This is a genomic window from Yokenella regensburgei ATCC 49455, from assembly GCF_000735455.1.
Classification (GTDB): Bacteria; Pseudomonadota; Gammaproteobacteria; order Enterobacterales; family Enterobacteriaceae; genus Yokenella; species Yokenella regensburgei.
Window position 1 is genome coordinate 246901 of sequence record NZ_JMPS01000020.1, and the last position, 15155, is coordinate 262055.

Sequence of the window (15155 nt, forward strand, 5' to 3'; positions counted from 1 at the left end):
TGTTATGTTTCTTGGGTGTTATTTTAAAGCCGCAGGCGCAACAAAACCTTACATAGCCTGTGGTTTTATTCAAAGGACACCCTATGAAAGCCTCTCTGTTTAAAAGCCTGTACTTCCAGGTCCTGACAGCCATTGCAATCGGTATCTTGCTTGGTCACTACTACCCTGAGTTAGGCGCACAAATGAAACCGCTTGGCGATGCCTTCGTTAAGCTCATCAAAATGGTTATCGCCCCGGTTATCTTCTGTACGGTGGTGACCGGTATCGCTGGCATGGAAAGCATGAAAGCGGTCGGTCGTACCGGTGCGGTGGCGCTGCTCTATTTCGAGGTGGTCAGTACGATTGCACTGATCATCGGTCTGATTATCGTCAACGTGGTACAACCGGGCGCCGGAATGAACGTTGACCCGGCAACCCTCGATGCCAAAGCCGTCGCTATCTACGCTGAACAGGCGAAAGATCAGGGGATTGTTGGCTTCCTGATGGATATTATCCCAGGCAGCGTGATTGGCGCCTTTGCCAGCGGCAACATTCTGCAGGTGCTGCTGTTTGCGGTGATGTTTGGCTTCGCGCTGCACCGCCTTGGCAACAAAGGTCAGCTGATTTTCAACGTCATTGAAAGCTTCTCGCAGGTCATCTTCGGCATCATCAATATGATCATGCGTCTGGCGCCTATTGGCGCTTTCGGGGCCATGGCGTTTACCATCGGTAAATACGGCGTTGGCACCCTGGTGCAGCTTGGTCAGCTCATCATCTGCTTCTATATCACCTGTATTCTGTTTGTGGTGGTGGTGCTGGGCTCTATCGCGCGCGCAACCGGCTTTAGCATCTTCAAGTTTATCCGCTACATCAGAGAAGAACTGCTGATCGTGCTCGGTACCTCGTCGTCGGAGTCTGCGCTGCCGCGTATGCTCGATAAGATGGAGAAACTGGGCTGTCGTAAATCGGTGGTTGGGCTGGTTATTCCCACCGGTTACTCGTTTAACCTCGACGGAACCTCGATTTACCTGACGATGGCGGCGGTGTTTATCGCCCAGGCCACTAACAGCCATATGGATATCTTCCATCAAATAACGCTGCTGGTGGTGTTGTTGCTCTCTTCCAAAGGGGCGGCAGGGGTTACCGGTAGCGGCTTCATCGTGCTGGCGGCAACCATTTCTGCGGTAGGCCATCTGCCGGTGGCTGGCCTCGCGCTTATCCTCGGGATCGACCGCTTCATGTCCGAAGCGCGTGCGCTGACCAACCTGGTCGGTAACGGCGTGGCCACCGTGGTCGTCGCCAAGTGGGTGAAAGAGCTGGACCACAAAAAGCTGGATGACACGCTTAACAGACGTGTCTCAGACAGCGATTCACAACAAATTTCTTCTTAATCCCGCCACTTATGCCCGTAGTCTCCTTTGATGGACTGCGGGCCTACTCGCTTGCCGCCTTCCTGCAACTCGAATTATTTAGGGTATAATGGATGAATTATTTACGCTGACGTGTGACGTTTCGTCTTTTTTACGGTCTAACCGACGTATTTAACTCATTTTTTAGGCTGTCCGCCGCGGCGGATGGCCTTTGTATTCAGGATAGTTCATCAGGGGTTCACATGCAGGGCACGAAAATTCGACTCTTAGCTGGCGGTTTGCTTATCATGGCGTCGGCCGGTTATGTGCAGGCGGAAGCGCTCCAGCCGGATCCAGCCTGGCAACAGGGAACACTGGCGAATGGGTTACGCTGGCAGATGCTGGCAACCCCGCAGCGCCCGAGCGACCGCGTAGAAGTTCGTTTGAATATTAACGTCGGATCGCTGGCCGAGAGCGCACAACAGAGCGGCTACAGCCACTTCATTCCCCGTCTGGCGCTGACGCAAAGCGGCAGCTTAGAAACCATGCAGGCGCGCTCGCTGTGGCAGCAGGGCATTGACCCGTCGCGTCCGATGCCGCCAGCCATCGTCTCTTATGATTACTCTCTTTTTAGCCTCAGCCTGCCGAACAGCCGCAACGATCTGCTGAAAGAATCGCTGACCTGGCTTGCCGATGCGAGCGGTAAGCTGAACATCACCCAGGAATCGGTCAATAAAGCGCTGCACGCCGAAGACATGGTGGCGACCTGGCCGGTGAATGCTAAAGAGGGCTGGTGGCGTTATCGCCTGAAGGGCTCCACGATGCTCGGACACGATCCGGCAGAGGCGATGAAAGAGCCTGTAGATATTCAGCAACTGAAGGCGTTCTACGATAAATGGTACACCCCGGACGCAATGACCCTGATTATCGTCGGGAACGTGGAAAGCCGTTCGGTGATTGAACAAATCAACAAGATCTTTGGCGAGCTGAAAGGCAAACGTGAAACGCCGATGCCGGTGCCAACGCTGTCACCGCTGCCGGCGAAGCCGGTCAGCATCATGACCGACGCGGTGCGCCAGGACAGACTCTCTATCATGTGGGACAGCCCGTGGCAGCCCATCCGCGACTCTGCAGCCATGCAGCGCTACTGGCGTGCCGACCTCGCGCGTGAAGCGCTGTACTGGCATGTTCAGCAGTACCTCAACAAAAACAACACCAAAGATATCGGCCTTGGCTTCGACTGCCGGGTGCTGTACCAGCGTGCCCAGTGCTCCATTAACGTTGATTCGCCGAACGACAAGCTCAACGCCAGCCTGACTACTATCGCCCGTGAACTGGCGAAGGTGCGTGACAATGGTCTGCCGGAAGAAGAGTTTAACGCGCTGATTGGACAAAAGAGCCTTGAGCTGCAGAAGCTGTTCGCGACCTACGCGCGTACCGATACCGATATCCTGATGGGCCAGCGGATGCGTGCGCTGCAAAATCAGGTTGTGGATATCGCGCCAGAACAGTATCAGAAACTGCGTCAGGAGTTCTTAAGCACGCTGACGGTGGATATGCTGAATCAGGATCTGCGCCAGCAGCTGTCGCAGGATATGGGACTGGTACTGTTGCAGCCGAAAGGCGAGCCGGAGTACAACATGAAAGACCTGCAGGCGACCTGGGAGCAGCTGATGACACCGGCCGCGGCCACAGCTGCACCAGCGGTTACTGAGGATCCTCACGAGGCGACGGATATTCCATCCACCGCCCAGTAAGTTCCAGATAGTGCAAACCCTCTCCCCGTCGGGGAGAGGCGTTATTCCGGCATCGCCTCGCGAGGGATGATGGCCCCGCGATACTGAATCACCGTGCTGGCGGTCAGGTGCCCGCGTTTAGCGGCGGCGGCGGCATCGCCACCGGTCAGGCGAACGGCGAGATAACCCGCGCTGAAGGAATCCCCGGCGGCAGTGGTATCCACAACGCTCTCTTTCGGCAGCTTCACGGCCGCAACGTCGATAATATCTTCACCGGCAATCGCCACCAGGCAGGAGTCTGCCCCGCGTTTTACCACAACTTCGCCAACGCCTGCGGCATGAGTTCGGGCAATGACTTCTGCTACTGGTTTTTCACCCCACAGGGCGTCTTCGTCATCCAGCGTCAGGAAGGCGATGTCGGTACATTCAAGCATTTGCTGATAAACCTGACGGGTCTCCTCGCGGCTTGCCCACAGGCGAGGGCGGTAGTTGTTATCGAAGATAACTTTACCGCCGTTAGCGCGGCACTCGCACAGCAGCGACAGCAGCTTTTCACGACTCGCAGGGCTTAAAATGGCAAGGCTGATGCCGCTTAAGTACAGATAATCAAACGTCGCCAGCTCTTCGCAGATGGCCGCAGACTGGGCGCTCTCCAGCCAGAATTTTGCCGCGGCTTCATTACGCCAGTAGGAGAAGGTACGCTCGCCGGTATCGTCCGTTTCGATGTAGTACAGACCCGGCAGGCGGTTATCCATTCGCTGCACCAGTGCGGTACCGACGTGCTCTTCACGCCAGGCGTCGAGCATCTGCTGACTGAAGCTGTCAGTACCCAGCGCCGTAACGTAATCCACGGTCAGCGCGGCAGCGTCGACCTGACGGGCGATATAGACGGCGGTGTTCAGCGTGTCGCCGCCGAAACCACGGCTGACGTCTGCACCTTTCTCAGACAGCTCAATCATACATTCGCCGATCACGGCAATTTTTTTAGACATAGTCGCGAACCTGAATCTGGATAATGAGCGCTAGTTTGCGCTGTGGGTTTTGCATGGTCAACTATATTAAAACATCGTTCCAATATTTTTTTGAGCTGGCGCGTGTTCCTGTGGGATTGTTCGTCCACAGAATATGAAATCTCCAGGCGTTGAACATAAAGTTCTCACTTCTCCCGCCGATAACCCTGTGACAAGTTCCGACAGTTTCTCACCTTGCAACAGGACAGCTGAGATGAAGTTAAAGCAGGTTATCCAGCAGCTAAGCATTCCGGATGCGGGCATTGCAAGCCTGCAGGAGCGCCGCTATTGGCTGGAGTGTGAGCGTGCTTATACTTACCAGCCCATTTACAGAACCGATGGCCGCCTGATGGCTATCGAGCTACTGACCGTCGTCACCCATCCCGCGCATCCCACGCAGCGGGTCGCTCCCGACCGTTATTTTGCGGAAGTCGCCGTCAGGCAGCGCATTGACGTAGTGAAAGAGCAACTGCAGATCCTGGCAGAGAAAAAAGCATTTTTTGCCGCGAATCAGGTTCTGGCGTCGGTAAATGTTGATGGCCCAACCCTGCTGGCGATGCGCCAGGACAAAGCGCTGCTGCAGATGATTGAATCGCTACCGTGGCTGCGCTTTGAGCTGGTAGAGCACATTCGTCTGCCGAAGGATTCCAGTTTTGCCTCGCTGTGCGAGTTTGGCCCGCTGTGGCTTGATGATTTCGGCACCGGGATGGCCAATTTCTCGGCGCTGAGCGAAGTGCGCTACGACTACATCAAAGTGGCTCGTGACCTGTTCATCATGCTGCGCAAAACACCGGAAGGGCGCAATCTTTTCACCCTGCTGTTGCAGCTGATGAATCGCTATTGCCAGGGCGTGATTGTTGAAGGCGTAGAGACGCTGGAAGAGTGGCGCGACGTGCAGAACTCCCCGGCATTTGCCGCACAGGGCTATTTCCTTTCACGCCCGGTGCCAATGGCTTCGCTTGAGAACGTTATGCTTAATTTAGACTGATTTGCCGCAGGTTCTGCTCGCCTCAACTATAGTCAGACAAGGTGAGGCCAGAAAGGAGTGGATCCTGCATGACGAGAACGCGTAAAGCCATTGCCCTGATTTCCGGTGCGATTTTGCTACTCATCGTACTGTTCTGCATCGCCCTTGCGACCTTTGACTGGAACCGGCTGAAGCCCACCATCAATCAGAAAGTGTCTGCCGAATTAAACCGTCCCTTCGCCATTCGCGGCGATTTGGGTGTGGTCTGGGAACGTCAGACGGGGGAAACCGGGTGGCGCAGTTGGGTTCCCTGGCCACATGTGCACGCCGACGACATTATGCTCGGCAACCCGCCGGACCTCCCGCCACTCACAATGGTGCACCTGCCGCGCGTTGAGGCGACCCTCGCGCCATTATCGCTGCTAAGCAAAACGCTGTATCTGCCGTGGATCAAACTGGTTCAGCCCGATGTACGACTGATTCGACTCTCTGAGAAGCGTAATAACTGGACCTTCCAGCTGGCCTCTGCAGACAACCACGACACCAATGCGCAACCCTCTGCATGGTCATTTCGGCTTGATGAAGTGTTGTTCGATCGTGGCAAGATAACCATCGACGACAAAGTGACCCGCGCCGACGTGGAGATCCTGGTCGATCCCCTTGGCAAACCGCTACCTTTCAGCGAAGTGACGGGCAGTAAAGAGAAGGGCGATGGCGCGAAAGCCGGCGACTACGTGTTTGGCCTGAAAGCAAAAGGGCGCTACAAGGGCCAGCCGCTCAGCGGTAGCGGTAAAATTGGCGGTATGCTGGCGCTGCGTAGCGACGGTACGCCGTTCCCGTTGCAGATAGATTTCCGCTCCGGCAATACTCAGGTCGCGCTGACCGGCACCGTCAATGACCCGCTGAACCTCGGCGCGATCAATCTGCGGCTCAAGTTTTCTGGCGATTCGCTGGGACAGCTGTATGACCTGACCGGCGTGCTGCTTCCGGAAACCCCACCGTTCGCCACCGATGGCCATCTGGTGGCGAAGCTTGATCCTGAAAAGGGGTCGACCTTCCACTACCGCGACTTTAATGGCCGTATTGGCGACAGCGATATTCACGGCTCGCTGACTTATACCACCGGTAAGCCACGGCCAAAACTGGAAGGCGATCTCGAGTCGCGCCAGCTGCGGCTTGTGGACCTAGGCCCACTCATCGGGGTGAACTCCGGCAAAGGCACGAAGGTGTCTGCGGTGAACAAAGAGCCACAGCCAGCCGGAAGAGTGCTGCCGCATGAGCGCTTTGAAACCGATAAGTGGAACGTGATGGATGCTGATGTGCGCTTCAAAGGGCGGCGCATCGAGCACGGCAGCACGCTGCCCATCAGCGATCTCTCAACCCATCTTATCCTCAGCAACGGCGATCTGCGCCTGCAGCCGCTGAAGTTTGGCCTCGCGGGTGGGACGATTTCGTCAAATATTCATCTTGAAGGCGACAAAAAACCGATGCAGGGGCGCGCGGAGATTCAGGCGCGGCGGCTGAAGCTCAAAGAACTGATGCCAGACGTGGAGCTGATGCAAAAAACGCTGGGTGAAATGAACGGTGACGCCACCTTGCGCGGCAGCGGCAACTCGGTCGCCGCACTGCTTGGTTCCAGCAACGGTAACCTGAAACTGCTGATGAACGATGGGCTGGTGAGCCGCAACCTGATGGAGATTCTGGGGCTTAACGTTGGTAACTTTATCATCGGGCAGATCTTTGGCGATGACGAAATACGGGTGAACTGCGCGGCGGCGAATCTCGATATCGCCAACGGCGTCGCGCGACCGCAGATTTTCGCCTTCGACACCGAAAATGCCATCATCAACGTTACCGGCACCGCCAGCTTCGCCAGCGAGCAGCTGGATCTGACTATCGATCCGGAGAGCAAAGGGATCCGCGTGATCACCCTGCGATCGCCGCTGTACGTGCGGGGAAGTTTCAAATATCCACAGGCTGGTGTGAAGGTGGGGCCGCTGATTGCCCGCGGTGCGGTTGCCGCTGCGCTGGCCACGTTGGTTACGCCTGCGGCGGCGCTGCTGGCGCTGATCTCGCCTTCAGAGAGCGACACCAATCAGTGCCAGAGCATTTTGTCGCAGATGAAGAAGTGATTGGGGGGTACGCAGGCCGGATAAGGTGTATACACCGTATCCGGCACTCGTGATTACAGCGACTGGTGGCGCGTCTCGTGGGTCATCAGCAGCGCAATCAGCGTCAGCACCGCCATCGCCGCCAGATACACGCCAACGTAGAGCAGGCCATAAGTCCCCTGCAGCCAGGCGGCGATGTAGGGTGCCACGGAGGCCCCGAGGATAGACGCCACGTTGTAGGAGAACGACGCGCCGGTATAGCGCACTTCGGTCGGGAACAGCTCCGGCAACAGCGCGCCCATCGGCCCGAAGGTGAGACCCATCAGGCTAAGACCCACCAGCAGGAAGACGAAAATCAGCGCCGGATTGCCCGAGCCCAGCAGCGGCTGGAACAGGAACAGGGCAAACAGGATAATAAGCGTGGTGATGGTGATCATGCTGGCCCGGCGGCCAAATTTATCAGCAAGGACGCCCGCAATCGGCACCATCACGCCAAAACCAATCACCGCCATCATCAGCATCCACAGCACTTCATTACGCGGGAGGCCCAGCCCGTGCGGTACTGCCGCAGTGCTGTAGGTCATTGAATAAACGGTCATGATATAGAACAGCGTATAGGTCGCAAGCATGATGAAGGTACCGAGAATGGTCACCCGCAGATGTTTGCTGAGCAGCGTACCCAGCGGGACTTTCACCTGTTTTTTCGCTGCCGCCACTTTGGCAAATACCGGGGTCTCATGCAGCGACACGCGCACGTAAAGCCCGATGATGACCAGCACGGCGGAGAAGATAAACGGCACGCGCCAGCCCCAGGTCATGAACTGCTCGTCGGTGAGCAGCCACGAGAGCAGCAGGAAAGTCCCGTTGGCAAAGAAGAAGCCGATCGGCGCGCCCAGCTGCGGGAATGAGCCATACAATGCACGTTTGCGCGGCGGCGCGTTTTCGGTAGCCAGCAGCGCCGCACCACCCCACTCACCACCGAGTCCCAGGCCCTGCCCGAAGCGCGCCAGCGCCAGCAGCATCGGTGCCAGCAGACCAATCGTCTCATAGCTCGGCAGCAGACCGATGACCACCGTTGAAATCCCCATCGTCAGGAGTGAGGCGACCAGGGTTACTTTGCGCCCCACGCGGTCACCGAAGTGGCCGAACAGCGCGGAGCCGATAGGGCGCGCGACGAAGGCGATGGCGAAGGTGGCAAGCGACTGCAGCGTGGCCGCCGCCGGATCACCCTGCGGGAAGAAGATGTGAGGAAACACGATAACCGCGGCGGTGGCGTAAATATAGAAATCGAAGAACTCAATGGCGGTGCCAATGAGTGAAGCAACGACGACTTTATTGCGCGAGTTAACCGGGGCGATGTCGTGTTCGTTATCGAGCGTTGTGGCGGTAGCTTGCATAAATTTTTCTTATTTTTTAGCGAACGAACGGCCATATTACGCACAGCAAAAGCGACATTTCAATCTGTAACAAGGTGGCGATCTGGTCATAAAATCAGCAAAAAGCGGATAATTTTTACACCTGCGATTTCACTTCTATGAAATGCTTCACATAAATTCAAATCTGGATGATAAAACCAGTTATCGGTTAAATAAAAGTTACAGGCTGGATTTATATGCTGAAATGATGAGTCGGGCTGAAGTTTTCCGTTTCCCCAGCCCGAATGATGCAGTTAGTCGTGGGTTTTCCCCGGCATGCGGCGATCGTCTTTATATTCGGCAGTCGCTATCCACGCCGCGCAGAACAGGGTCAGGCGGGCGAAGAAGTAGAAGAAGGCCATCAGACCCAGCACCGAGCCAAAGGCCGCGCCGGAAGGCGATTTCACCAACGCAGGCAGCGTCCAGGTCATGATAATTTTAATCACCTCAAAACCAATTGCCGCAATGAAGGTGCCGCGAATAAGCGCCTTACGGCGCGGGCGGTGGCGTGGCAGGCGCCAGAAAATCCAGAAGAACAGCAAGTAGTTAGCGAAAATAGAGATGGCAAGCCCCACCAGTCGCCACGCGGGTTTCAGCCACTCAATCCCGTCGAGATACAGCGCTGAAATAATCATATGCTGGGCGGCCCCCGACACCGAAGTGATAGAGAGGGTAACAATCAGCGCCACCAGCAACCCGATGAGCGAGATAAAATCGCGGAAGTACTTAACCCAGAGTTTTTCCTGGTCCTGCGGCGTACGCTCCCAGACGTCGCGCGACTGAGCACGGATCGCCTCACGCAGATTTCCCATCCAGTTAATGCCGGAATAGAGCGCAATCAGCAGCCCGACGAGGCCGACGGTGGTGCGCTGCTGTACGGCGGTGTTAATGGTGTTCTTCAGCGTGGAGGCAAGGGTTGGGTCGCTGACGTTCTGCAGAATCTTGTCGAAGATGTCCTGCAAAAGCGTCGGATGCGAGGCAAGAATAAAACCACCGGCGGCAAACGAGACCATCAGAATGGGGATCATCGACAGGAACGAGAAGTAGGTAATTGCCGCACCAAACTGATTGCCAAGGCGGTCGTTAAAGCGTTCGGCGGCACGCAACAGGTGAGCTATCACCGGCTGGCGCTGAACTTTTCCGGCAATTCCGGTGACTTTTTTCAGCGTCATCATATTGTTATTCCTTACTTTGTACATCAGACACAGAGTATAGCCTGTTAGCTTTACCCTTTGTCGACATACTCCTTCATCACCTCGGTCAGCCACTCCATAAACAGGTGTACCCGGCGGGAGAGGTTGCGGCGATGAGGATAAATAATAGAAACCGGCATCGGCGCGGCGCGGTACTGCGGCAGGATCTCGACCAGCGTGCCGTTACGCAGCGCATCGCGTACCCCGATGCGCGGCACCTGAATAATCCCCACTCCGGCGAGGCAGGCGGCCTGATAGGTCTCGGTGCTGTTCACCGTCAGTACGCCGCCGGTGTTGATCCACTGCGTCGCGCCGTTGATGAGCACTTCAAATCCCGGCGGGCGAACGCCGATATTCACCGCGTAATGCACTAAGGCGTGGCCGGTGAGATCGTCGAGGGTTTCCGGATAACCAAATCGTTCCAGATACTGCGGGCTGGCGCAGTTAATCACCGAAAGTTTCCCCAGCGGGCGGGCGATAAGGCCGGAGTCTTTCAGGGTGCCGACGCGCACTACGCAGTCGAAGCCTTCTCGAATGACGTCGACCAGCCGATCGCTGCTGCTGAGTTCAAGCTCAATCCCGGGATATTGCTGCAGGAAGGCGGGCAGGCGGGGGATCACCAGATTCTTTGCTACCCCAACCGGCATATCCACGCGCAGCCTGCCGCTGATGCTGGTTGGGTCGTGCTGGAACATGCCGTCCAGCTCCTCAAGGTTACTGAGCAGGTCCTTTGCCCGTTCGTAATACACCATGCCGTCCTGCGTCAGCTGCACCCGGCGGGTGGTGCGGTGCAGCAGTCGTACTCCAAGCTGGTTTTCCAGCGCCTGGATCTGGCGCGATACGCTACCTTTAGGAAGGCCCAGGGTATCGGCGGCGCGGGAAAAGCTCTCCAGTTCTGCCACGCGCAGAAACAATTGCATTGCGTGAATTTTATCCATCGCCAGCCCTGATTATTGATGTATTTGAAACAGTGATACGTAAATTACTACATTTATTGTTTTATTCGCACCTAATAAGCTCTTTCTCATTGTACTTTATTGCAGAGACGAGGTTTCTTATGACTGAACGTATTGCATTAGTGACGGGTGGCAGCCGGGGACTAGGGAAAAACGCGGTGCTGAAGCTGGCAGCGAAAGGAATTCATATTATTTTCACCTGGCACAGCAACGCCCAGGCCGCCCAGGAAGTGGTACGCGATATTGAGCGTAATGGCGTGAAAGCGGTGGCATTAGCGCTGAATGTCGCGGATACCGCAAGCTTCGACGGCTTCGCTCAGGAAGTGAAACAGCAGCTGAAGCATACCTGGGGACGTGACACCTTTGATTATTTAGTGAACAACGCCGGGATCGGCATTAATGCACCCTTCGCCGAAACCACCGAAGCGCAGTTTGATGAGCTGCTGGGTATTCAGTTCAAGGGGCCGTTCTTCCTGACCCAGCGTCTGCTGCCCTTGCTGAACGACGGGGGGCGTATCCTCAATGTTTCGTCCGGACTTGCCCGCTTTGCGCTGCCGGGTTACGCCGCCTATGCGGCGATGAAAGGTGCGATGGAGGTGCTGACGCGCTACCAGGCAAAAGAGCTGGGCGCGCGTAAGATTTCGGTCAATATCATTGCCCCCGGGGCGATTGAAACCGACTTTGGCGGCGGGCAGGTACGTGATAACGAACAGGTGAATCATTTTATTGCCTCCCAGACCGCGCTTGGTCGCGTTGGGCTGCCGGACGACATTGGCGACGCGATTGCGGCACTGCTCAGCGACGAGCTCGGCTGGATGAACGCCCAGCGCATTGAGGTCTCCGGTGGTATGTTCCTCTAAATCTCGCGAACTGGCCTTCATATGAAGGCCAGCCTCACCGTTTTTTCCTCGTTTTTCCTTCCTGCTTCATATCGCGATCACGGTTAGCCGGCATAATCTGGTATAACCTGTAAGTATCCAGAATTTAAAAGAAAACTTAACTAAAACTGGCTCCTTTTTTGTCGTACGGTAAGGGAATGGATGATGCAAACAGCCTCGCATCAAATGGTCGAACAATTTGAACACAGCCTGACGATTACCCGCCTTGCGTCGGCTGACATCCTCCAGTTGCTGAAGATCCACGTGGCGGAGGGAAAAGATCCGCGCTGGTTCCTGCAACAGCTTGAACAGGCCAGGCTGAACCTTGGCGATTGGGCCCAGGTAGCGAAGCGCCTGAACCTCAACGACGGCGAATTGAGTGAGTTCACGTTGCGCCTTCGTCATCTGCAGCAGCGGGTGCCGGAGTATGAGCGCGGGCAGAATGTGAATGAAAACCAGCATATTGCTGCGCTACGTTTTCTGGCAACTCTGGAAATGCTGCGCGAGAAACAGCCGCTGCTGACGTATGACACCCGCCTTAATGAAGACAGCGATGAGCAACAGCAGCAGGCGCAGCGGCAGCTCAGGGCACTGGAGTGCACCATGAAAGCGCTGGTGGCGCAGGCATGGCCTGATGCGCTGGGGCTGAACAACCATCTCAAGCTCCAGTTTGGTGCTGACAAAGTGCGACGCTGGCTGGCCGAAAGCCAGTCCGGCGATATTCTGAGCGGTATGCCGTTCAGCGAGCTTGCACTGCTGCTTATTGATAAAAAAGAGTTCTCCCGCCATTACGCCACCCTGTTTAATGCAGGCTCCTCGCTCACCTATATGGTGGATCCGCGTATCACCCTGCAGACGTTCCTGGAGCACTGTCGCCAGCTACATAACACGCTCGCCAATGGCGGACGGCTAACGCCCGCGGGCATGGCGCTGCTCTCGGCCTACGGTCAGCAAATCAGTGCTCCGGTACAGCGGGCCTTTGAGCAGGGACGCGCGCGGGTGAACCCGGCCAGTTTCCTGACGGTGGACAACGACGAGCTGGCGCAATACTGGCAGCAGGCAACGGAAGATCCGTCGCCGCTGCGTGACAATATCGAGCAGCCGCGCCGCCAGCCGAAACGCACTCCTGAGCAGCGTGATCAGCTGATCTCAAGCCTGCTGTGGGGCGTGGTTGGCGCGGTAGTACTGGTGATGATGGGCGTGGCGGTATGGCTATTCAGCACGCTGCCCGATGCGCCGCCGCCGGAGCGGGTGCAGGTCGCCGAGGCGCCTGCCGCGCCGGAACGCGATACACCGTCGCCGCGTGAGAAGCTCAGCCAGATGGGCGTGACCTGGGATCCGCTGAGTCTGCGAGCCGCCATCGACCGCAACGACGGCAAAGTCACCCAGCTTTTTTTACAAGGGGGCATGAACTGGCAGCTGGCGTGGACCGAACAGGCGCTGGCGGCCAACAGCGAAACGGTGCTGGGCCTGCTGCTTAACTACAGCCTGCAAATGGATGAACCCAAACCCTGCCGCCGTTTTATCACCACCGTGAGCCATGCGCTTTCCAGCGGTGAAGCCATGACCTCGCTGCGCAAAAGCTATCTGCAGCGTTTCTGTACTTCGCCGGTAGTGGTGGAGCATCAGCAACACTCCCTGGAGCAGGCTCAGCAGCGCTATCAGGCGGAACCGAATGCGCAGAATAAGAAATGGCTGCGCATTCAGCAGGATATCGGGGCGGCGCTGCGTTAATCCGCTGACTTCGGCTCGCCGTATAAACCAATCAGCCGCCTGACGACGCCGTTGGTCCAGCCGAAGCCATCCTGCAGAGGATACTCACCACCGCCGCCCTCGCGCGGCGTGTTGGTGGCAATGTGGTATTTTTCGACAATTTTGTGCTGCGTCTGGTAGACCTGATTCACGGTTTGCAGCCAGCTCACGGCAATCTCGTCGGCGAGGGCGTCGTGACCGTACATTTTGAAACCCTGCACCGCCATCCACTGCAGCGGCGCCCAGCCGTTTGGCGCATCCCACTGCTCTCCGCTTTCGTATTCGGTCGCCAGGATCCCCCCCGGCGTCAGCAGCCGGGCACGTACCGCATCGGCGAGGCTGTCTGCCTGCTCATGTGAAGCCATGCCGACGTACAATGCGGCAATACTGGCGGCTGAGAAGAGCGCCATTTCCTCGCGGCGCCAGTCGTAATCGCGAAAACAGCCTGCCTCATCGTCCCACAAATAGCGCGTCACCGCCGCCCAGCGCTGGCTGGCCTTCTGGCGGAACAGGGTTTCGCTCTGCCGGTCACCGTTGAGGGCGGAGATATTGGCAATCGTGTTTTCCAGTTTGAACAGAAAGGCATTCAAATCGATGGGAATAAACTGGGTAGTGCGGATGCTGGCAAGCCGGGTGATATCCCGTAGCCAGCGGGAGGAGTAATCCCAGCCCGAGGCCGCTCCGGCGCGCAGATCGCGATACACCTCGTTAGGCGGCCGCCCGGAATGGCGGGCAGTCTCCACATCCTCGCGCCAGGACTCATCGCGTGGGGTATCGCGATCGTCCCAGTAGCGGTTAAGCAGGGAACCGTCGGGCAGGCGTACCACGTGGCGGTATGCCTGGTTGGGGATAAGTGATTCGGCGCCGTCCATCCAGAAGCTGTATTCAAGCTTCAGATGCTCAAGATAGCGCCGCGCACCGCGTACGCCATCCTCTTCAAAAAGCTCCACCATCAGGGCAAACACCGGTGGCTGCGAGCGGCTCAGGTAGTAGGTGCGGTTGCCATTAGGAATATGACCGTAGCGCTCAATCATCCACGCGAAGTTATCCGCCATGCATTTCAGCAGGTCCTCGCGCCCGCTTTCTGCCAGCCCCAGCATGGTGAAATAGGAATCCCAGTAGTAGGCTTCGCCAAAGCGCCCTCCCGGAACGATATAGGATTGCGGCAGCGCCAGCAGCGACGACCATGCAATGTGGTCCTGCGGTTCGCGGGTCAGCACCGGCCACAGGTTATCGATATGTTCTTTCAGCGAATTATTCGGGTCGGTCAGATACTCGTTGGCATGGGTTTCCGGTAGCCAGAAGTGGTTTTCCACGAACTGCTGCAGGTTAAAGTTGGGGTGCCGTTTGATTTTGCGATAGCGGATGAGAATATCGAGCGGATCCATTTTTGGCGCGCAGTCAGGGAAGGTTTTGCTGTCGGGGAACAGCTGTGACGACTGTACGTGCTCGAACAGCTCAAGGTAGCGATCGGCGGGTGTCAGGGCGTCCGAAGCGGGAAGCCCTTCAATAGTTTCCGGCTCCGGCTCGGCCTCGATCATCTCTTCCAGTTTTAGTTCATAAGGGTCGGCCTCGTAGCGGACCTCCACCTCAATGGAAATGGGCTCGACGTCTTCGCTGCGTATATTCTGTCGGGACATCACGATTCAGACCTCCGCGCTATCGTTGTCACAAAAATGAGCATCCTTTAAGCGTAGACACTCGCTTCGGTGTTGCGCAGAACAGACTAATGATTCGCGGAAATTCAGAACATTCGGCGGTAAAACACCTGGCGGCTCCGCAGAGGCTGGTTTATTTCGCGGTGCGATA

General features: G+C 56.8%; 11 protein-coding genes. 6 read left to right on the forward strand and 5 right to left on the reverse strand.

Annotated features, from left to right (window positions below):
* Positions 1-83: 83 nt before the first annotated feature.
* Both GYRE_RS05805 and GYRE_RS05810 read left to right on the forward strand, forming a co-directional pair.
* Positions 84-1370, forward strand: coding sequence for a dicarboxylate/amino acid:cation symporter (locus tag GYRE_RS05805; protein WP_006817669.1), 1287 nt, complete (start codon positions 84-86; stop codon positions 1368-1370).
* Between the two features lie 221 nt (positions 1371-1591).
* A complete protein-coding gene (locus GYRE_RS05810) occupies positions 1592-3085 on the forward strand; it encodes a M16 family metallopeptidase (RefSeq protein WP_038253735.1) in 1494 nt (497 codons plus the stop codon).
* A gap of 41 nt (positions 3086-3126) precedes the next feature.
* On the opposite strand, the gene kdgK is transcribed toward GYRE_RS05810, so the two are convergent.
* The gene (gene kdgK / locus GYRE_RS05815) at positions 3127-4056 is read right to left on the reverse strand and encodes a 2-dehydro-3-deoxygluconokinase (RefSeq protein WP_038253737.1); all 930 of its coding nucleotides are present in this window, start codon (positions 4054-4056) and stop codon (positions 3127-3129) included.
* A 232-nt stretch (positions 4057-4288) separates the two neighbouring features.
* Between kdgK and pdeH the strand changes: the two genes are divergently transcribed.
* Together pdeH and GYRE_RS05825 are read left to right on the forward strand one after the other, a co-directional pair.
* Positions 4289-5062: a cyclic-guanylate-specific phosphodiesterase gene (pdeH, locus tag GYRE_RS05820; protein ID WP_006817666.1), complete on the forward strand. Its 774-nt coding sequence runs from the start codon at positions 4289-4291 to the stop codon at positions 5060-5062.
* A 68-nt stretch (positions 5063-5130) separates the two neighbouring features.
* Entirely contained in the window at positions 5131-7173 is a 2043-nt protein-coding gene (locus tag GYRE_RS05825) for an AsmA family protein (RefSeq protein WP_038253740.1), read from the forward strand.
* Between the two features lie 53 nt (positions 7174-7226).
* Here the strand turns inward: GYRE_RS05825 and GYRE_RS05830 are convergent, their stop codons facing one another.
* The 3 genes from GYRE_RS05830 to GYRE_RS05840 all read right to left on the reverse strand — a co-directional run bounded on the left by GYRE_RS05830 (position 7227) and on the right by GYRE_RS05840 (position 10698).
* On the reverse strand, positions 7227-8549 hold the full coding sequence (locus GYRE_RS05830) for an MFS transporter (protein ID WP_006817664.1): 1323 nt from the start codon (positions 8547-8549) through the stop codon (positions 7227-7229).
* Between the two features lie 272 nt (positions 8550-8821).
* A complete protein-coding gene (gene yhjD, locus GYRE_RS05835) occupies positions 8822-9766 on the reverse strand; it encodes an inner membrane protein YhjD (RefSeq protein ID WP_006817662.1) in 945 nt (314 codons plus the stop codon).
* Positions 9767-9792: 26 nt separating this feature from the next.
* Positions 9793-10698, reverse strand: a complete 906-nt coding sequence (locus tag GYRE_RS05840; protein WP_006817661.1) for a LysR family transcriptional regulator — start codon at positions 10696-10698, stop codon at positions 9793-9795.
* A 119-nt stretch (positions 10699-10817) separates the two neighbouring features.
* Here GYRE_RS05840 and GYRE_RS05845 point away from each other — a divergent pair, with 119 nt between their 5' ends.
* On the forward strand, positions 10818-11576 hold the full coding sequence (locus GYRE_RS05845; RefSeq protein WP_006817660.1) for an SDR family NAD(P)-dependent oxidoreductase: 759 nt from the start codon (positions 10818-10820) through the stop codon (positions 11574-11576).
* Between the two features lie 180 nt (positions 11577-11756).
* Positions 11757-13328 (forward strand): STY4199 family HEPN domain-containing protein, encoded by a 1572-nt coding sequence (locus GYRE_RS05850; protein ID WP_038253743.1) that lies wholly within the window; start codon positions 11757-11759, stop codon positions 13326-13328.
* Here GYRE_RS05850 and GYRE_RS05855 read toward each other — a convergent pair.
* Positions 13325-14986 carry an alpha,alpha-trehalase gene (locus GYRE_RS05855; protein WP_038253744.1) on the reverse strand — a complete coding sequence of 554 codons (1662 nt, stop codon included), beginning with the start codon at positions 14984-14986 and terminating at the stop codon, positions 13325-13327. The genes GYRE_RS05850 and GYRE_RS05855 overlap by 4 nt on opposite strands.
* Between the last annotated feature and the right edge of the window lie 169 nt (positions 14987-15155).

Excerpts from the sequence above, each read along its gene's own strand:
- GYRE_RS05805 (WP_006817669.1), top strand. The coding sequence starts at position 84 with ATGAAAGCCTCTCTGTTTAAAAGCCTGTACTTCCAGGTCCTGACAGCC.
- GYRE_RS05810 (WP_038253735.1), top strand. The coding sequence starts at position 1,592 with ATGCAGGGCACGAAAATTCGACTCTTAGCTGGCGGTTTGCTTATCATG.
- kdgK (WP_038253737.1), bottom strand. The coding sequence starts at position 4,056 with ATGTCTAAAAAAATTGCCGTGATCGGCGAATGTATGATTGAGCTGTCT.
- pdeH (WP_006817666.1), top strand. The coding sequence starts at position 4,289 with ATGAAGTTAAAGCAGGTTATCCAGCAGCTAAGCATTCCGGATGCGGGC.
- GYRE_RS05825 (WP_038253740.1), top strand. The coding sequence starts at position 5,131 with ATGACGAGAACGCGTAAAGCCATTGCCCTGATTTCCGGTGCGATTTTG.
- GYRE_RS05830 (WP_006817664.1), bottom strand. The coding sequence starts at position 8,549 with ATGCAAGCTACCGCCACAACGCTCGATAACGAACACGACATCGCCCCG.
- yhjD (WP_006817662.1), bottom strand. The coding sequence starts at position 9,766 with ATGTACAAAGTAAGGAATAACAATATGATGACGCTGAAAAAAGTCACC.
- GYRE_RS05840 (WP_006817661.1), bottom strand. The coding sequence starts at position 10,698 with ATGGATAAAATTCACGCAATGCAATTGTTTCTGCGCGTGGCAGAACTG.
- GYRE_RS05845 (WP_006817660.1), top strand. The coding sequence starts at position 10,818 with ATGACTGAACGTATTGCATTAGTGACGGGTGGCAGCCGGGGACTAGGG.
- GYRE_RS05850 (WP_038253743.1), top strand. The coding sequence starts at position 11,757 with ATGATGCAAACAGCCTCGCATCAAATGGTCGAACAATTTGAACACAGC.
- GYRE_RS05855 (WP_038253744.1), bottom strand. The coding sequence starts at position 14,986 with ATGTCCCGACAGAATATACGCAGCGAAGACGTCGAGCCCATTTCCATT.